The organism is Kribbella sp. NPDC026596 (genome assembly GCF_040638415.1).
Classification (GTDB): domain Bacteria; phylum Actinomycetota; class Actinomycetes; order Propionibacteriales; family Kribbellaceae; genus Kribbella.
This window is the reverse complement of the sequence record NZ_JBEZYF010000009.1, coordinates 19,412-37,049: the sequence shown is the minus strand read 5'-3', so window position 1 is coordinate 37,049 and position 17,638 is coordinate 19,412. Positions and strand designations below refer to the sequence as shown.

Genomic DNA, 17,638 nt, shown 5'->3' with positions numbered 1-17,638 from the left:
TGAACGTGGGTCCGATAAGCCGGTCGGCACGCATCCGGCGTGGCTTGGGACACCCAGCCCCGTACCATGGGTGTCGCGCGCCTGCCCGAGGGTGGAACGTGCTCTCAGGCGTCGCCCGCTTCCAGGCTTCAGCAGCAAGGAGAGAACTCCCCACCATGAAGGTGATCGACAAGGTCCTGCGGATCGGCGAGGGCAAGATCCTGCGTCAGCTCCAGGGCATCGCGAAGATGGTCAACTCGATCGAGGACGACTTCGTCGGCATGACCGACGAGGAGTTGCGTGGTCAGACCGCGGAGTTCAAGCAGCGCCACGAGAACGGGGAGTCGCTCGACGCGCTGCTGCCGGAGGCTTTCGCCGTGGTCCGGGAGGCCGCCAAGCGGACCCTGCACCAGCGGCCGTACGACGTCCAGGTCATGGGTGGCGCGGCGCTGCACCTGGGCAACATCGCCGAGATGAAGACCGGTGAGGGCAAGACGCTGGTCGGCACGATGCCGACGTACCTGAACGCGCTGTCCGGCCGCGGCGTGCACGTGGTCACGGTGAACGACTACCTGGCCAAGTTCCAGGCCGAGTGGATGGGCCGGGTGTACCACTTCCTCGGCCTCGACTACGGCGTGATCCTGCCGGAGATGACGCCGGCCGAGCGACGGGTCGCGTACAACAAGGACATCACCTACGGCACCAACAACGAGTTCGGCTTCGACTACCTGCGCGACAACATGGCGGGCAGCATCGAGGACCTGGTCCAGCGCGAGCACAACTTCGCGATCGTGGACGAGGTGGACTCGATCCTGGTCGACGAGGCCCGGACCCCGCTGATCATCTCCGGCCCGGCCGAGGACTCGCAGCGCTGGTACGTCGAGATGGCGCGGATCGCGGGCACGCTGAAGCCGCGGATCGCCGACGACAAGGTGCCGGAGGAGCAGCGCCCGGTGGCCGACTACGAGGTGGACGAGAAGAAGCGCACGGTCGCCATCCTCGAGCGCGGCATCGAGAAGGTCGAGGACCGGCTCGGCATCGACAACCTGTACGAGTCGGCCAACACCCCGCTGATCAGCTACCTGAACAACGCGCTGAAGGCCAAGGACCTGTTCCGCAAGGACAAGGACTACGTGGTCGTCGACAACGAGGTGCTGATCGTCGACGAGCACACCGGCCGCACGCTGCACGGCCGCCGCTACAACGAGGGACTCCACCAGGCGATCGAGGCCAAGGAAGGCGTCGAGATCAAGGAGGAGTACCAGACCCTCGCGACGATCACCCTGCAGAACTACTTCCGCCTGTACGACAAGCTGGCCGGCATGACCGGTACGGCGATGACCGAGGCGGCCGAGTTCTCCAAGGTCTACAACCTCGGCGTAGTCCCGATCCCGACCAACAAGCCGATGATCCGGGTCGAGGAGCGGGACCTGATCTTCCGCACCGAGGACGCCAAGTTCGACGCGGTGGTCAAGGACATCGTCGACGTGCACCAGAGCGGCCAGCCGATCCTGGTCGGCACCACCAGCGTGGAGAAGTCCGAGCGGCTGTCCGCGCGGCTGCGCAAGGAGAACATCGCGCACGAGGTGCTGAACGCCAAGCAGCACGCCCGGGAGGCCGCGATCGTGGCCGAGGCGGGCCGCAAGGGCGCGGTCACGGTGGCCACCAACATGGCCGGCCGCGGCACCGACATCATCCTCGGCGGAAACCCCGAGTTCCTGGCCGACAAGGAGCTGCGGACCCGCGGCATCGACCCGGCCGAGTCGGTCGAGGAGTACGAGGCCGAGTACCCGACGCTCCTGGAGCAGTTCGAGAAGCAGGTCAAGGACGAGCAGGAGGAGGTCCGCGAGGCCGGCGGCCTGTACGTCCTGGGCACCGAGCGGCACGAGTCCCGCCGGATCGACAACCAGCTCCGTGGCCGGTCCGGCCGCCAGGGCGACCCGGGCAAGTCCCGGTTCTACCTGTCGCTCGAGGACGACCTGATGCGGCTGTTCAAGCGCGAGATGGTCGACTGGGCGATGTCGCGCAACAACGACGACAGCCAGCCGCTGGAGAACAAGGTCGTCACCAAGGCGATCGCGTCGGCACAGTCCCAGGTCGAGGCGCAGAACTTCGAGACCCGGAAGAACATCCTCAAATACGACGACGTGATGAACCGGCAGCGGCACGTCGTGTACGACGAGCGCCGCCGGGTGCTCGAGGGTGCCAACCTGCGCGAGCAGGTGAGCGACATGCTCGACGAGACCGTCACCGGGTACGTGCAGGGCGCGACCGCGGACGGGTTCGCCGAGGACTGGGACCTGGACGCGCTGTTCACCGCGATGAAGACGCTCTACTCGACCGAGCTGACCGAAGACGAGCTGATCGAGGAGGCCGGCGGCGAGAAGGCCGGCCTGACCCAGGACTTCCTGATCGAGCGGTTCATCGAGGACGCCCGGGGGGCGTACGAGCGGCGCGAGGAGCTGCTCGGCGAGGACGCGATGCGTGAGCTCGAGCGTCGCGTCGTGCTGAGCGTGCTGGACCGCAAGTGGCGTGAGCACCTGTACGAGATGGACTACCTGCGCGAGGGCATCGGCCTGCGTGCGATGGCGCAGCGCGACCCGCTGGTGGAGTACCAGCGCGAGGGCTACGACATGTTCGCCGCGATGATGGAGTCGATCAAGGAGGAGTCGGTCGCCTTCATCTTCAACGTCGAGGTCGACGTCGAGGCGATGCGCGCCGAGATGGAGCTCGCCGCCGAGGCGGACGCGGCGGTGAACATCGACCTGGAGTCCGAAGGCCTCGAAGGCCGCCGGATCGAGGACATCCTCACACCGGGTGCACCGGTGGCGGAGTTCCCCGGCCGGGTCCAGGACGAGGTGCGCCCGCGGGACACTCCGCGGCTGCGGGCCAAGGGGCTGACCGGTGACAGCCGGCCGCAGCGCCTGTCCTACTCCGCCCCGACCATCGACGGTGACGACGAGGTCGCGGTTCGCCAGGAGGCCGGCGAGGAAGGTGCGTTGCAGTACGCGGGCACCCCGCGCAACGCCGCCTGCCCGTGCGGCTCGGGCAAGAAGTACAAGCGCTGCCACGGTGACCCGGCCTCGGACGTCTACAAGTTCTGAGCCAAGAACCGTGTGGCTGACGGAGACGTTCGGCCTGGGCGTGCCCGTGGTGGGCGCGCCCATGGCCAACGTCAGCGGTGGCAAGCTGACCGCCGCGATCTCGGCGGCGGGTGGGCTCGGCATGCTCGGCGCCGGGTCGGCGGTGACCGCTGACTGGATCCGGACCGAAGGCGCGGTCGTCGCGGCGAGTGGGAAGCCGTGGGGGATCGGGCTGATGGCCTGGTCGGTGCAGGAGCGGCCTGAGCATCTCGAGGCGGTGCTGGAGCTGAAGCCCGCACTGGTCTCGCTGAGCTTCGGCGACTACGCGTCGTACGTCGGTCCGCTGCAGGAGGCGGGCATCGTCGTCGCCACCCAGGCCGGGACGGTCGCCGACGCGCGGGAAGCGATCGACGCCGGTGTCGACGCGATCGTTGCCCGGGGCGCCGAAGCCGGTGGGCACGGCCGCGATGCCGTCGCCACACTTCCTTTGCTGCAAGCGATTCTGGACCTCACGGACCTGCCGGTGCTCGCGGGTGGTGGGATCTCGGGACCGCGCGGGCTCGCCGCCGTACTGGCTGCCGGTGCCGCCGGCGGCTGGATCGGTACGGCGTTCCTCACCTGCGCAGAGGCACTCACGTCGGAGCCGGTTCGGCAGCGGGTGATCGAGGCGGACGAGACCGACACCGTCTACGGCACGGTCTTCGATGCGGCGTCGCGGGCCGGCTGGCCTGACGAGTTTGGCGGCCGGGCGCTCCGCAACGCGTACTTCGACACCTGGCAGGGCCGCGAGGAGGAGTTGAAGGCTGACGACGCCGGTCACGCCGAGTACGTCGACGGGACCCGCGCCGCCGACCCGGCCCGCGCCTCGATCTACGCGGGCCAGGGCGTCGGTGCCCTCAACGGCAATCCGACCGCCGCCGAGGTCCTCGACGGCTTCGCGACCTACCGCACCTACCTCACCGCCGCCTTCAACGACGGCGCCAAGTAATTGCTGTGCGCAACCACCATCTCGTCGCACAGCTCCCAGATCCGCTCGACCGGTAGGGCCGCCGCGGTGGCCGGGTCGACCATCACGGCCTGCCGGATCGCTCGTGGGTCCTCGTCGATCGCAGCCTTCACCACGAGCTCGGCCACGTTGAGATAGGACCGGTTGAGCGCGGCGCACTGTGCCGGCAACGCACCGACCGAGGTCGGCTGCACACCCGAACCGTCAACCAGGCAAGGAACTTCGACGGCCGCGCCGGCTTGCAGGTTGCTGATCAGCCCGGCGTTCGGCACGTTGCCGTAGATGGTCCGCGGCGTCCCGGTGACGATGCTGTGGATGACCTGCGGCGCGTACTCCATCGTTGGTTCGACCACTACCGGTTCTCCGGCCTTCAACGCGTTCCGCGTCCGTTCGTACGACGCCAGATTCTCCTCGACGATCCCGAGATACGCACCGACCGGCAGCCGCAGCCGGTCGATCTCGGCCGGATGCGAGAGATACCAAGGCACGTACTCCGACGAGTGTTCACTCGTCTCGGTCGGATAGAACCCGAGCCGCCGGTACATGTCCACCCGCACCCGCCGCAGCAACCCGGGATCCGCCGCGATCGCCGCGTCCAGCCGCTCGTACAGGTTCTCGGCGCCGCGTTCGAACCGCAGGACCCATGACTGGTGGTTCACGCCGGCGGCCAGGTAGGTGACGTCGTCGTACGGTACACCGACCAGCTCGGACAGGCCCTGCATGGTCCAGTAGACCGAGTGGCAGAGCCCGACGACCTTGCGGACTCCGAGTGCGGCCAGGTACCACACGTTCATCACCATCGGATTCGTGTAGTTCAGCAGCCACGCGTCGGGGCACACGTCCGCGATGTCCTCCGCGAGCCCGCGCAGTACCGGGAACGTGCGCAGTGCCCGGAACACCCCGCCGACGCCGAGGGTGTCCCCGATCGTCTGCCGGATCCCATACCGGGCAGGGATCTCGAAGTCCGCCCGGGTCGCGGCGTTCATGCCGACCTGAACGATGTTGATGACGAAGTCCGCGCCGTCCAGCGCCGCCCGCCGCTCGAGGTGCGCGGTGATCCGCGGCGTCGCTCCACGTTCCCGAGCGATGTACGCCGCTGCGGCGGCCGCCGTGTCGAGTCGCTCGGGATCGATGTCGTGCAAAGCGATATGCAGCGGACCCAGGTCCAGACTGAACAGGTCGGCGAGCAGCCCTTGCGTGAAGACCACGCTGCCCGCGCCGATGAAGACGATCTTGCTCATGTGGTCACGCTCTCGATGGCTAGGTCCCAGTCCGGTTGGGCCGCGGTGCCTCCGGCCGCTCGGGTGGACAGTGATCCGCAGGCCGCGGCGATCGCGAGTGCCCGCTCGGTGCGGGATCCGTTCAGGACGGCGACCACCCAGCCGGCGTCGAAGCTGTCACCTGCCCCGACCGCGTCGACGATGTCGACCTTGAGCGCCGGCGCGGTCGTCACCTTGCTGCCGTTGTGGGCCAGAGCACCATCGGCGCCGTTCTTCACCACGACCAGCGGTCCCCGCCGCGCCAGGATGCCCGCGGCGTCCTCGACCGCAGGATGGCCGGTCAGCGCCAGCGCCTCGGCAGCGTTCGGCAGGAAGTAGTCGGTGACGCGCAGGATCGGGTCCAGGACCATTCGGTCCCAGCGCCCGGCCGGGTCGTCGTTCGGGTCGAGGGACGTCGTCGCCTTCGCGGCCTTCGCCTCCTTGAAGAGCCCCGCCAGCCCAGCCGCCAGTGCCGGCATCAGATAGAACGACGCCGCATGCACATGCCGAACCGACCGCAGCAACGCTTTCGGTACGTCGTCCGCCGTGGTGGCCGGGAGACAGCCAGGGGAGGTGAGGATCGCCCGATCGTCGCCAGAGGTCAGGATCGTGGTCAGTGGCGTGGGCAGGGCGTTGTCAACAATCAGAGCGTCGACATTCACCCCGCGGTCGGCCAACGACGTACGGACGAAGTCGCCGGCGGAGTCGTCGCCGACCCGACCGGCGAACGCGACACTGAGCCCCAACCGGGCCGCACCGCACGCCATGATCGAGGCCGAGCCGCCGAGCACGAGAGAGCCATGCGGAACAAGCCGTTCCCGCTGGCCGAAGAGCAGAGGTTGGTCGACCGGCCCGATCACCACATCCGGGTTCGCGTCGCCGATCACCAATAAGTCGAAAGTCATATTCAGCCTTTGAGTCCGGTGGAGGCCAGTGAGCGGATGAAGGCCTTCTGGGCGAAGAGGAAGCCCAGCAGGACCGGTAGGACGGTGATGACGTTGCCCGCCATCACGGCTGCCCACTGGGTGTGGTGCTGGCCCTGGAAGGTGGTCAGGCCGAGCTGGAGTGTGTAGGTGGTGTCGGTGTTGATCGCGATCAACGGCCAGGTCAGGTCGTTCCAAGTCGCCAGGAACGTGAGTACGGCGACTGTGCTCAACGCCGGCCGGGCCAGCGGCAGCACGATCGAGATCAGGATCCGCAACCGCCCGCAGCCGTCGATCCAGGCCGCCTCCTCGAGCTCGCGTGGCAGCGAGACGAAGAACTGGCGGAACAAGAACACCGAGAGCGGGGTCACCAGTGACGGGATGATCAGCGCGCCGAGGGTGTCGATCAGCCCGAGCTCCTTCATCACCAGGAAGGTCGGGATCATCGTCAGCTGGAACGGGATCACCATCGTCGCCAGCATCAGCCCGAGCACGATCTTCGACCCGCCGAACCGGATCCGCGCGAACGCGTACCCGGCGAGCGACCCGAGGACGAGGTTGGCCGTCACCGCCACCGCCGACACGATGAACGAGTTCACGAACCAGCGCGGGAACAACGCGTTGCCGAGCACATAGCGATATCCGTCGAAGCGGATCGCGTGCGGGATCAGCGCCGGTGGGAACCGATTGATCTCGGCATTGCTCATCACCGAGCTCACCAGCAACCACACCAGCGGCAACGCGAACAACACCGCGAGCGGCGCGAGTACGAGGTGCCAGGCGCTGAAAGGCAATCGCTTCATCGGGCCACCCTCCGCCGGTAGACCTGCATGGCGACGCCGATCACGAGCAACCCGACCGCCAAGGTGTACGCCGCCGCCGCGCTGTAGCCGGCGGTGAACGTCTTGAACGCCTTCTCCCAGATGAAGTACACGATCACCGTCGTCGACCCGAGCGGTCCGCCCTTGGTAGTGACGAACACCAGGTCGAACACCTGCAACGCGTTGATGGTCTGGAACAGCAGCAGGAAGATCGTCACCGGCGTCAACGCGGGCAACGTGACGTGCCGCAGGACGCCCCAACGCCCGGCTCCGTCGATCCGTGCGGCCTCGACCAGATCGCTCGAAACCCCTTGCAGGCCGGCCAGATAGACGATCACGCAGAACCCGGTCCCGCTCCACAACGAGATCGCGACCAGCAGGTACAACGCCTGACCCGGATCACTGAAGAACCCCTGCGCCGGCAGACCGAGCTTGTGCAGCACCGAGTTCGCCACACCGAACTCCGGGTCGAGTACGAACGAGAACAGCACGCCCTGCGCGGCGGCCGACACTACGAACGGCACGAACACCAAGGTCCGATAGAGACCGATGAACGCGATCTTCCGATCCAGTGCGATCGCGATCGACAGCCCGGCGACCACGCTCAGCGGTACGTAGAGCACGGTGTAGATCAGCGTGTGCTCGACGGCCGCACCGAAAGCCGGGTCCTTCATCAGTGCCTTGTAGTTGGCCAGCCCGACCCACTCGCTCGGCGAGACCAGGTCGTTCACCTGGAACGACAGCAGCAACGACCACACCACCGGTACGACGCTCAGCCCCAGGATGATCAGCACCGCCGGGCTGACGAACGCCCAGCCCGTCGCACTCTCACCCCGGGCGCGCCGCCTGGCCGCGGTCCGGCTCCGGGGATCGACGGTGAACGTACCGACCACGCTGGCCATCAGCTCGGCACCGCCAGCACCTGGTTGCACTGATCAACGGCCTGCTTCACGGCGTCGCCGGGGCTCTGCTTGCCCAGCAGGACAGCGGCGATCGCCTGGCCGAGGTGCTGCGAGATCTGCGGGTACGCCGTGATCGTCGGCCGGACCTTCGCCGTGTCGAGCGCCTTCACGAACACGTCCAGACCGTTCGTCTCGGTCGAGTGCTTCTTCCACTGCGGGAGCTCGGCGGTGGCCTTGGTGATCGGCAGGCTGCCGCCCTCCATGTCCCACTGGATGTCCTGCGCCGGCTCGGCCATCCACTTGACGAACTCGGTGGCCGCCTGCACCTTCGCCTTGCCGTTGTCGAAGACGGTCCAGGTGTCCGGACCCGAGATCGTCACCGGCTTCCCGGAGTACGACGGCAGCGGCACGACGCCGTACTCGAGTCCGTTGTCGATCAGCTCGGGGAGCTGCCAGGGGCCGGTGGCGACCATGCCCATCCGGCCGCCCAGGAACACCTGGTAGAGCTGCTCGCTGCCCGGCTTCGGGTCCACGTACAGCGACTTGTCGGTGCGCAGCCGGTCGAGGGTGCCGAGCGCCTTCTCACCGACCTGGTCGAAGCCCACCTTCTTGCCGTCCTCGCTGACCACGTCGCCGCCGAGGTCCCAGATCATCGGCCAGATCCGCCAGACCGTGTCCTCGTCGCCGACGCCGGGCCAGCCGGTACCGAAGACGCCCTTGGCGGGGTTGGTGAGCTTCTGCGAGGTGCTGACGAAGTCGTCCCAGGTCCACCCGGCCTTGGGCTCGGGCAGGCCGGCCGCCGCGAACAGCTTCTTGTTGTAGACCACGCAGAGCGAGTCGAGCAGGGCCGGCGCGGCCCGGACCTTGCCCTTCACGCTGACCGCGTCCTTCGCGGCCGGCCAGTAGTCGTCGATCTTCAGCGCGCCGGTCAGGTCGGCGACCTTGGGGCTCTTGGTCAGGCTGGCGAGGTCCGACCCGAAGATGTACGCGACATCCGGGAAGGACCCCGCCGCCAGCCCGGCGGTGACCTTCTGCAGCATGCTGTCCGCGGTGACCCCGCCACCGCCGCCGACCACCTTGATCTTCGGGTGCGACGTGTTGAACTCCTTGATCAAGGCATCGATCGCCGCCTTGCCGGTGTCGACCTGGCCGTGCCAGAGGTCGACGGTGACGACACCGTCCGGGCCGGCTCCTTCGTCGTCGTTCTTGCCGCAGGCGCCGAGGGTGCCGGCGGCGGCGGCTGCTGCCGCGGCGCGCAGGACGTCACGGCGGGACAGGGTACGGGCATGCTGGGACATGACGGTCTCCAGAAACAGGTGATGGGTGTGGAGCTGATTCAGCAGGTCTTGCGGACGTAGCCCGAGTCACCGGGGACCGAGACGTCCACGTCGCGCTGCACGATCGTCAACGTGCCGCCGAACTGCGAGCAGGCGGTCCGCCGGCCCTTGTCGGTGTACTCGATCACGATCACGTTGTTGCCAAAGGCATCGACGTAGTCACCGCACTCGTCGTACTGGCCGCACTCCTCGGCGACCGCGAAGTCCAGGCCGACGGCTTGCCGGTCGCCGGCCAGTTCGACGGTGTTCTTCTGTGCGATGGCCAGGTTCTTCGAGTGCGCGTGGGTGGCCAGCAGCGTCAGGTACGCCTTGGCCTGAGCCGCCGTGAGCAGCTTCTTCGAACGGGTGTAGCTGTCGTAGTTGTCCGGCTCGATCGCCTTGTACCCCTTGGCGGCACAGCCGTCGATCCAGCCGTTCACCGTCGCTGCGACGCGGTTGCGCTTGTCGGCCGTCCGCAGGTCCAGGAGTGGCTCGCCCCAGTCCTCGTCGATCACCAGGTTGCCCTTGGCGTCGCGAAGCAGGAGGTCGGACGCCCACTGGCCCTGTTCACCGGGCTGGACCTGGAAGGCGTTCACGTAGCAGATGTTGTACAGCCCGGCGGCGGGTGCCGCGGTCCGGTCGCGGGTCACGACCTGGACGCCGGCGGGTGGCGTGTACGCGCCGCCGATCTGGTAGTCGAACTTGGCGTGCGTCGGCGGCAGCATGACGGCCGCATCGGCTGGGTTGCGGGTGAAGACGGTGACGGCCGCGGTCACGGCAAGGGCTGCGGCCACAGCGGCCAAGAGCAGGCGGCGAGCAAGGTTGGACACGATTGCTCCATCGGTCCCGGGGACGCGACCCCGCCTCGGGCTTGGGTGGATCGAGCGGCCCTGGCGCCTGAAAACCGGACTCCGGACCTCGTCGGACCGCTACCGGCTGGGTGCGTCACTGCCGACCAAGTCAAGCGCCGCGGCGTCTCCCCGTCAAGGAGAAGTTGCAAACAAGTGCGCGAATTCCGCCAGATAGTGCGGCACTGCGCAGGGAAGTCCGGGGGAAGGTCGCGGGAAGGCGCCCCTCCTAACGTCCACGGCAGACACCAGCGGGAGGCCGGTGCCAACCAGGGAGGATCCCATGAAGGAGCGAAGCGAGTTCATCATCAAGCGCAGTCCATGTCGTGTCTCGTCGGCGCCCGGAGCGAAGCGAGGACGTCGATGAGCACCACAACTGACAAACCGCGCCGGAACGGGGTCGACACCGCGACGCTGTTCGCGACCATCGACGCGGTCAAGGGCCAGAACGAGATCGCCAAGTTCCAGTTCCGGGCGAGCAACACCTGGGTGTCCGGGACGCACAGCCGTTCCACCGCGTCGGACTTCTTCGGCGCGATGCAGGAAATGCGGCACAAGTCCGACACCGTGGTCGAGTTCGACCACCCGGAGGTCCTCGTCGGGACCGACCACGGGCCGACCCCGGTGGAGTACCTGCTGCACGCGATCGCCGCCTGTCTGACCGCCGGTGTCGCCAACATCGCCGCGGCCCGGGGCGTGCAGCTCACCAAGGTCACATCCACGGTCACCGGCGACATCGATCTGCTCGGGATCCTCGGTCTGTCCGACGGCTCGGTCCGCAACGGGTACGAGCAGATCCGGGTCACCTTCGCGATCGAGGGTGAGGCCGACGAGGAGACCCTGCGCGGCATCGTCGAGCAGTCCCGGCGCCGCTCGGCCGTGTACGACGTACTCGCGAACCCGACGCCCGTCGCCATCGACATCGTCTGCAACTGATCGCCGACGGCCGGCACCTGAGGGGGATGTGATGATCGCCATCGACACCGTCGTGATCGGTGCCGGCCATGCCGGGCTGGCCGTCAGCCGGCTGCTCACGCAGGCGGGCCGCGAGCACGCGGTCATCGACCGGGGACAGCTCGCCGAGAGCTGGCGTAGCGAACGCTGGGACTCGCTGCGACTGCTCTCGCCGAACTGGATGATGCGCTTGCCCGGCTGGGACTACCAAGGACCCGACCCGGACGGATTCATGACGACCGGCCGCTTCGTCCGCCACCTCGAGCGGTACGCCGAGTCGTTCGGTGCTCCGATCATCACCGGCACCACGGTGCTGGACCTGTCCCGTATGGGTTGCGGCGACTATCGGCTGGCGACGGACCACGGCACCTGGCGAGCTCGCCACGTGGTCATCGCGACCGGACCCGGAGTGCCGCGGGTGCCGACCGGGCTGGGGCAAGACATGACCACGGCGACCGGCTATCGCAATCCGGCTCAGCTCCCGCCGGGTGGCGTGTTGGTGATCGGCGCTTCGGCTTCCGGCGTACAGATCGCCGACGAGCTCAACCGGGTCGGCCGCGAGGTGTTCCTCTCGGTGGGCCGGCACACGAGGATGCCTCGCTCGTACCGCGGCAAGGACATCTTCTGGTGGCTGGAACGCACCGGGCGGCTGGCGCGGACCATCGACGACGTCCGTGACCCGGCTGCGGCCCGGCGGGAACCGTCGATGCAGCTGGCGGGCCGGGCCGAAGTGCTTGACCTGGTCACCCTTCAGAGCGACGGGGTCCGACTGCTCGGTCACTTCGACGGGATGGCGGGCGCCCGGGCGCGCTTCCGGCCGGACCTGGCCGAGACCACGGCGGCAGCCGATGCGCGCATGTACCGCCTGCTGGACGCCGTCGATCGGTACGACGATGCCCCGCGCGGCCACCGGCCACCCGCTGTGGTGGCTCCACCGCCGACGGCCGTCCTGGATCTGCACAGGGCAGGCATCACCACTGTGCTCGTCGCCACGGGCTATCGGCCTGACTACCCGTGGCTCCGGCTACCGATCCTCGGTCCGGACGGCCACATCCGGCAGGACCGCGGCGTCACCGCGGCACCAGGTGTGTACGTCGTCGGCCAGCGGTTCCAGTATCGGCGCGACTCCGCGTTCATCGACGGAGCTCGTCATGACGCGGCAACCGTCGTACGACATCTGACTGCTTGCAACGAGGAGCCGGCCGCATGAGCACGTACGACGTTCTCGTTGTCGGTGGACGGGTGGCGGGTGCAGCGACCGCGATGCTGCTGGCCCGAGCGGGTGCTCGCGTCGCTCTGATCGAGCGGGCGGCCTACGGGAGCGACACCGTCTCCACGCACGGTCTGATGCGGGCCGGTGTCCTGCAGTTGTCGCGCTGGGGGTTGCTGGACGAGCTGGCCGGTACGCCACCGATCCGCTGTACGACGTTCCACTACACCGACCGTGAGCCTGAGGAAGTCGCCATCCGTGCCAGTGGCGGCGTGGACGCCTTGTACGCGCCACGTCGACAACTCCTCGACCGGGTTCTCGTCGACGCGGCGGCCGCTGCCTGTGTGCAGGTCCGGCACGAAACAGCTGTGACGGCGCTCCTGCACGACGAGCACGGGCGGGTGAACGGCGTCCGCGTCCGGCACCGTACGAGGCGGACCGAGGATCTCCGGGCCGGGATCACGGTCGGGGCCGATGGCATTCGGTCGACCGTGGCGGCGGCGACCGGCGCGCCCGTCGTTCGGCGAGGTCAGTCCCGGAGCGCGATCCTGTATCGGTACTACAGCAACGTACGCGCGGCTGGCTACGAGTTCGCGTATGCCGCCGGCAGCGGCGCCGGTCTGATCCCCACGAATGATGGGCTGACCTGCGTCTTCGTCGCTACCACGCCGGCCCGCATGCGAGCCCTGCGTCGCGGCGGGACCGAACAGGCCTTCGCCACGCTGCTCGCGGAAACCTCGACCGACCTGGCCTACCGAGCGTTCGCGGCGAGGGCGGCGGATCGGATACATGGCTGGGCGGGCGCGGCCGGATTCGTCCGTCGGTCCTACGGGCCGGGGTGGGCTCTGGTCGGAGACGCGGGCTACTACAAGGATCCGATCACCACGCACGGAATCACCGACGCGCTTCGTGATGCCGAGCTGCTGAGTGATGCACTGACCGGAGGAGCGGACCTGGAGAGTTACCAGGCGACCCGCGATCGCTTGTCCAGTGCGCTGTTCGACGCCACCGAGTCGGTCGCGTCGTACGCGTGGAGCCTCGACGAGGTGCGGGTGCGACTCCGGGACGTCAGCGCCGCGATGCGCGACGAGGTCGCGCACTTCTCGCTATAGAAGGGGATTCTCCTGGCGCCTACGATCCGAGTTATGCACGTCAGCGTCCAGCTGCTGGGCGGTTTCACCGTCCTCGTGAACGGCGCGCCGATCACCGCGAACCGCTGGGGTCGGCGCCAGGCCGCCGCGCTGGTCAAGCTACTCGCGCTGGCGCCCGACGGCAGGGTCCACCGGGACCGGGTCGTGGATGCGCTGTGGCCAGAGGTCCCGATGGACGTCGCTCTGCCGCGGCTGCACAAGGCGGCTCACTATGCCCGCACCGTGCTCGGTGATCGGGACGCCGTCGTCCTGAAGGGTGAGGTGATCGCGCTCTTTCCCGATGCGCAGCTCGAGGTCGATGCGACCACTTTCGAACTCGGCGCGGACGACGCGCTCGGCGCCGAGCCGGTGTCGCCCGAACGCTGCGCCCAGGCCTTGAAGCTGGCCGGCGAGCTGCTGCCCGACGACTTGTCCGAGCCATGGCTGGAGGAACCCCGCGAGCGCCTCCGCCTCCGAGTCATGCGGCTGCTGCGGTGTGCGGGCCGGTGGGAAGACCTGCTGGCCATGGATCCAGCCAACGAAGAGGCGCACGTCGAGCTCCTGCGCGAGGCGGTCGTCGCCGGAGATCGAGCGAGTGGACTGCGCCAGTACGCCCGGATGGAAAGGGTTCTCGAGGCCGAGCTCGGTCTCGCGCCCGGCCCCGAGGCCGTCGTACTGCGGGACCGTTTGCTGGCCGTCGATCCGCCCTCTCGGCAGGTGGCGGTGGAACCCCGCATCCCCGGGCGGACGGACCTCGTGGAGCGCGACGTCGAACTCGCGGAACTCGCCGCGGCGGCCGATGCGGCCGTCGAGGAAGGCCGTGGCGTCGTCGCCCTGGTCTCGGGTGAGGCCGGTGCCGGCAAGTCGGCGCTGGTGCGCGCTTTCCTCGACGGGCTGAGCCCGGCGATCAGGGTGGCCGTGGGCGGGTGTGACGACCTGCTGGCGCCGCGCAGTCTCGGGCCGTTCCGCGACATGGCCGAGAACGACCCGGAGCTGGCGTCGGCGCTGGCCGGTGATCGGGCGGACAGTGTGCTGCCCGCCTTGCTGCGGATCTTCTCCGAACGCCCGTCGGTCGTCGTGGTGGAGGACATCCACTGGGCCGATGACGCGACCCTCGACGCGATCCGCTTCCTCGCCCGCAGATTCCCAGGCATCCCTGCAGTGCTGCTGCTGACCTTCCGCGAAACCGGGGTCGACGCCGGGCACCCGCTCCGGCAGTTGCTGGGAAGTCTGGCCGGCGCGTTGGTCCAGCGAGTGACGCTACCGCCGTTGAGCGTGGAGGCCGTACGACGACTTGGCGCGGCGACCCCGGAGGACGCCGTGGAGATCCACCGGGTCACGCAGGGGAATCCGTTCTTCGTCACCGAGGTGCTCACCGGCGGTGGGGCCGGCGTACCGCACACGGTGCGCGATGCCGTCCTCGCGCGGGTCGGCAAGTTGCCGGCCCCCGCACGGGCGCTGGTCGAACGGCTGTCCGTCATCCCGACCCGGACCGAGCGCCGGCTGGCCGAGAGCCTCGCGGATCCTGACGTGCTGCTCGAGGTCGAGCGGTCCGGCATCGTGATCGGTACCGATACGACCGTCGCCTTCCGCCATGAGCTGGCCAGGCAGGCGATCGAGTCCGCGCTGACCGCGGGTGAGCGGATCCAGGCCAACAAGGCGGTGGTCGACGTACTCCTCGGACGCCCCGAGGTGGAGCCTTCCCGGTTGGTGCACCACGCGGAGCGAGCCGGCCGGATCGACGTCATCCTCGAGTACGGCCCGGGTGCCGCGCTCGAGGCGGCCCGCCTCGGTGCGCATCGGCAGGCCGCCGGCGTACTGGACGTCGTACTGCGGCATCGTGAGCTGCTCGACTCGCGGACGGCAGCCGAGTTGTTCACCCGGCGGGCCTACTCGCTGTACGTCGTCAACCGTTTCGAGGCAGCCTCGGAGTCCGCCGAGTCAGGGGTCGTGGCCGCCCAGGGCGATGCCGTCCTGCAGGCCGAGGCGTTGCTGGTGCTGGCTCGGGTCGCCATGTTCGCACCCGGGCCGATGCGGGCACGACAAGCGGCGGACCAGGCCGTCGAGATTCTCGAGCCGCTCGGTGACGACGCCCGGCTCGCGGCCGCGCTCATCGAGGTGGCCCGTGCGCACAGCAACCTGGCGACGGTCGGCATCGTCGCCGAGCCCAGCCGCCGCGCGGAGTCTGCCGCCGAGCGGGCGTTGAACCTCAGCCAGCGCCTCGATCGGCCGGATCTGGAGGCGCAGGCCAATTGCTATCTGGGCGATGCCAGGCTGGCCCGGGGTGATCTGGGCGGCGACGCGGACCTGCGGCGGGCGATCTCGCTGGCCGGGTCGGACAGCCGGATCGAGACCTTGGTGCGGTGCTACGTCAACGCGGCGGGCGGCGCGTATCGCAGCGGCCGGCTGGACGAAGCGGAGAAGTACGTCGCCGGTGGGCTCAGGGCCGCGGCGGACGGGGAGTTCTTCGCGGGACAGTACCGGCTGCGACTCACCCTGGCCGCGGTCCAGGCGAGCCGGGGGAAGTGGGATCGGGCGATCGCCGATCTGCGGGAGCTGCTGGACGCGCCGGGTGAACCGGGGGTGATGGAGACGCTGGCCAGGAGCTTGCTGGCGCGTCTGCTCGCGCGGCGCGGAGACCAGGAGGCCGGTGCGGTCCTGGCCGTTGCGCTGGCAGACCGTGCGGTTGCCGACGACAGCTTTGTGGCCACGCGACTGGCAGTGGCGCAGGCCGAGCTGGGATGGCTGGACGGCTCCTGGGGTTCGCTGACCGATGAGCTCCGGCTGACTCTCGCGACGGCGGAGAGTGCGGGACACCGATCGGTCCTGGGAGAGCTCTGCGCGTATCTGGGCCGGGCCGGGATCGACGTCCCGGAACCGGTCGACGCGCCTGGACCGTGGGCGGCCACTCTGGCCGGCCGGTGGCACGAGGCCGCGGCCGCCTGGGCCGAGCTCGGCGAACGGTACGAGCAGGCAGTGGTGCTGGCGACAGCTCCGGATCGTGCGGCCCGGGCACAGGGTCTGTCCCTGCTCCGCGACCTCGGCGCGGTCGCGACGACCGTCGCCGTCTGACTGCGATCCAGACCCTTGACGAATGAGTTTTTAACCGGTTTAGTAACTGTTTAAACCGGTTTAAATCCCCTCTCCCTCCCCCGCAGTGAGGTGCCGTGAGCAAAGAGCGACCGACGATCGCGGATGTCGCGCGCCGGGCCGGGGTGTCCAAGGGCTCGGTCTCGTTCGCGCTCAACGGGCGGCCCGGGCTGGCGCAGGCGACCGTGGACAAGATCCTCGCCGCCGCGGACGAGCTCGGCTGGCGGCCGAGCAAGCGGGCCCGGTCGCTGTCGGTCTCGAAGGCGTTCGCGCTCGGCCTGGTGATCACCCGGGACCCGGCCGTGCTGTCCTCGGACCCCTTCTTCCCGGCCTTCATCGCCGGGGTCGAGAGCGTGCTGGCCACCGGCGGACAGGCGCTGGTCCTGCAGGTCGTCACGGCCGGCCAGGACGAGGAGGCCGGTTACCGGCGGCTCGTGCAGGACGCGCGGGTCGACGGGGTGTTCCTGTCCGACCTCCGGCACGACGATCCCCGGATCGACCTGCTGGTCGAGCTCGACCTGCCGGCGGTCACGCTGAACCGCCCCGACAGTACGTCGCCGTTCCCGGCGGTCATCCTGGACGACCGGCCGGGCACGAGCGCGGTGGTCGAGCACCTGCTCGAGCTCGGCCACACCCGGATCGCGCACGTTGCCGGTCCACCCGAGTTCGTGCACGCGACCGCGCGATCCACAGCGTTCGTCGCGACCCTGGCCGCCGCCGGTCTGGAGCCGGTGGCGGGCGAGACCGGTGACTTCACGGCCGCCAGCGGGATCGAGGCGACCCGGAAGTTGCTCGCACTGCCGAAGCCGCCGACTGCGATCGTCTACGCCAACGACCGGATGGCGATCGCCGGCCTCGGCGCGGCCCAGGCCGCCGGACTGACCGTTCCGGACGACCTGAGCATCGCCGGCTTCGACGACAGCGAACTGGCCGAGTACGTCCACCCCGGCCTGACCACTGTCCGCGCCGACCCGTTCCGCTTCGGCGAAGCGGCGGCGCACACCCTCAACCAGCTCGTCGACGGTGCGTCCGCCGTACCGGATGTCGAGCTTCCCCCCGCGCAGCTCGTCGTCCGCCGGTCCACCGGCCCCGCGCCTGCGTAGTGCCCCCCTGGAGG

General features: G+C 69.0%; 13 protein-coding genes. 7 read left to right on the top strand and 6 right to left on the bottom strand.

Annotated elements, in window-relative coordinates:
- Window positions 1–155 precede the first annotated feature (155 nt).
- Together secA and AB0E63_RS09710 are read left to right on the top strand one after the other, a co-directional pair.
- Window positions 156–3,083, top strand: a complete 2,928-nt coding sequence (gene secA, locus AB0E63_RS09715) for a preprotein translocase subunit SecA (RefSeq protein WP_360363681.1) — start codon at window positions 156–158, stop codon at window positions 3,081–3,083.
- Window positions 3,084–3,144: 61 nt separating this feature from the next.
- Window positions 3,145–4,050, top strand: coding sequence for a nitronate monooxygenase (locus tag AB0E63_RS09710; protein WP_360363679.1), 906 nt, complete (start codon window positions 3,145–3,147; stop codon window positions 4,048–4,050).
- On the opposite strand, the gene AB0E63_RS09705 is transcribed toward AB0E63_RS09710, so the two are convergent.
- From AB0E63_RS09705 to AB0E63_RS09680, 6 genes are read right to left on the bottom strand one after another with little or no spacing between them, the layout of a single operon-like run.
- A complete protein-coding gene (locus tag AB0E63_RS09705; RefSeq protein WP_360363677.1) occupies window positions 4,014–5,309 on the bottom strand; it encodes an alpha-glucosidase/alpha-galactosidase in 1,296 nt (431 codons plus the stop codon). The two genes, AB0E63_RS09710 and AB0E63_RS09705, sit on opposite strands and share 37 nt — an antisense overlap.
- Complete coding sequence (locus tag AB0E63_RS09700) at window positions 5,306–6,232, bottom strand: carbohydrate kinase family protein (protein WP_360363675.1); 927 nt, start codon at window positions 6,230–6,232, stop codon at window positions 5,306–5,308. The genes AB0E63_RS09705 and AB0E63_RS09700 overlap by 4 nt, the downstream gene beginning before the upstream one ends.
- Before the next feature lie 2 nt (window positions 6,233–6,234).
- On the bottom strand, window positions 6,235–7,053 hold the full coding sequence (locus AB0E63_RS09695) for a carbohydrate ABC transporter permease (RefSeq protein WP_360363673.1): 819 nt from the start codon (window positions 7,051–7,053) through the stop codon (window positions 6,235–6,237).
- Window positions 7,050–7,973 carry a sugar ABC transporter permease gene (locus tag AB0E63_RS09690; RefSeq protein WP_360363671.1) on the bottom strand — a complete coding sequence of 308 codons (924 nt, stop codon included), beginning with the start codon at window positions 7,971–7,973 and terminating at the stop codon, window positions 7,050–7,052. The genes AB0E63_RS09695 and AB0E63_RS09690 overlap by 4 nt, the downstream gene beginning before the upstream one ends.
- On the bottom strand, window positions 7,973–9,271 hold the full coding sequence (locus AB0E63_RS09685; RefSeq protein ID WP_360363669.1) for an ABC transporter substrate-binding protein: 1,299 nt from the start codon (window positions 9,269–9,271) through the stop codon (window positions 7,973–7,975). Before AB0E63_RS09685 ends, AB0E63_RS09690 begins: the two co-directional genes overlap by 1 nt.
- A gap of 38 nt (window positions 9,272–9,309) precedes the next feature.
- Complete coding sequence (locus AB0E63_RS09680) at window positions 9,310–10,119, bottom strand: endo alpha-1,4 polygalactosaminidase (RefSeq protein WP_360363667.1); 810 nt, start codon at window positions 10,117–10,119, stop codon at window positions 9,310–9,312.
- Between the two features lie 381 nt (window positions 10,120–10,500).
- On the opposite strand from AB0E63_RS09680, the gene AB0E63_RS09675 reads away from it, so the two are divergent.
- The 5 genes from AB0E63_RS09675 (at window position 10,501) to AB0E63_RS09655 (ending at window position 17,624) form a co-directional block, all read left to right on the top strand.
- Window positions 10,501–11,073 carry an OsmC family protein gene (locus tag AB0E63_RS09675; RefSeq protein WP_360363665.1) on the top strand — a complete coding sequence of 191 codons (573 nt, stop codon included), beginning with the start codon at window positions 10,501–10,503 and terminating at the stop codon, window positions 11,071–11,073.
- A gap of 31 nt (window positions 11,074–11,104) precedes the next feature.
- Window positions 11,105–12,301: an FAD-dependent oxidoreductase gene (locus tag AB0E63_RS09670; protein WP_360363663.1), complete on the top strand. Its 1,197-nt coding sequence runs from the start codon at window positions 11,105–11,107 to the stop codon at window positions 12,299–12,301.
- Window positions 12,298–13,413, top strand: a complete 1,116-nt coding sequence (locus tag AB0E63_RS09665) for an NAD(P)/FAD-dependent oxidoreductase (RefSeq protein WP_360363661.1) — start codon at window positions 12,298–12,300, stop codon at window positions 13,411–13,413. Before AB0E63_RS09670 ends, AB0E63_RS09665 begins: the two co-directional genes overlap by 4 nt.
- A 33-nt stretch (window positions 13,414–13,446) precedes the next feature.
- Window positions 13,447–16,503 carry an AAA family ATPase gene (locus AB0E63_RS09660; RefSeq protein WP_360363660.1) on the top strand — a complete coding sequence of 1,019 codons (3,057 nt, stop codon included), beginning with the start codon at window positions 13,447–13,449 and terminating at the stop codon, window positions 16,501–16,503.
- Window positions 16,504–16,598: 95 nt separating this feature from the next.
- Window positions 16,599–17,624 (top strand): LacI family DNA-binding transcriptional regulator, encoded by a 1,026-nt coding sequence (locus AB0E63_RS09655; RefSeq protein WP_360363658.1) that lies wholly within the window; start codon window positions 16,599–16,601, stop codon window positions 17,622–17,624.
- Window positions 17,625–17,638: the final 14 nt, after the last annotated feature.

What these genes read in the sequence shown, in the direction of transcription:
- secA (WP_360363681.1), top strand. Translation starts at nt 156, where the DNA reads ATGAAGGTGATCGACAAGGTCCTGCGGATCGGCGAGGGCAAGATCCTG.
- AB0E63_RS09710 (WP_360363679.1), top strand. Translation starts at nt 3,145, where the DNA reads ATGGCCAACGTCAGCGGTGGCAAGCTGACCGCCGCGATCTCGGCGGCG.
- AB0E63_RS09705 (WP_360363677.1), bottom strand. Translation starts at nt 5,309, where the DNA reads ATGAGCAAGATCGTCTTCATCGGCGCGGGCAGCGTGGTCTTCACGCAA.
- AB0E63_RS09700 (WP_360363675.1), bottom strand. Translation starts at nt 6,232, where the DNA reads ATGACTTTCGACTTATTGGTGATCGGCGACGCGAACCCGGATGTGGTG.
- AB0E63_RS09695 (WP_360363673.1), bottom strand. Translation starts at nt 7,053, where the DNA reads ATGAAGCGATTGCCTTTCAGCGCCTGGCACCTCGTACTCGCGCCGCTC.
- AB0E63_RS09690 (WP_360363671.1), bottom strand. Translation starts at nt 7,973, where the DNA reads ATGGCCAGCGTGGTCGGTACGTTCACCGTCGATCCCCGGAGCCGGACC.
- AB0E63_RS09685 (WP_360363669.1), bottom strand. Translation starts at nt 9,271, where the DNA reads ATGTCCCAGCATGCCCGTACCCTGTCCCGCCGTGACGTCCTGCGCGCC.
- AB0E63_RS09675 (WP_360363665.1), top strand. Translation starts at nt 10,501, where the DNA reads ATGAGCACCACAACTGACAAACCGCGCCGGAACGGGGTCGACACCGCG.
- AB0E63_RS09670 (WP_360363663.1), top strand. Translation starts at nt 11,105, where the DNA reads ATGATCGCCATCGACACCGTCGTGATCGGTGCCGGCCATGCCGGGCTG.
- AB0E63_RS09665 (WP_360363661.1), top strand. Translation starts at nt 12,298, where the DNA reads ATGAGCACGTACGACGTTCTCGTTGTCGGTGGACGGGTGGCGGGTGCA.
- AB0E63_RS09660 (WP_360363660.1), top strand. Translation starts at nt 13,447, where the DNA reads ATGCACGTCAGCGTCCAGCTGCTGGGCGGTTTCACCGTCCTCGTGAAC.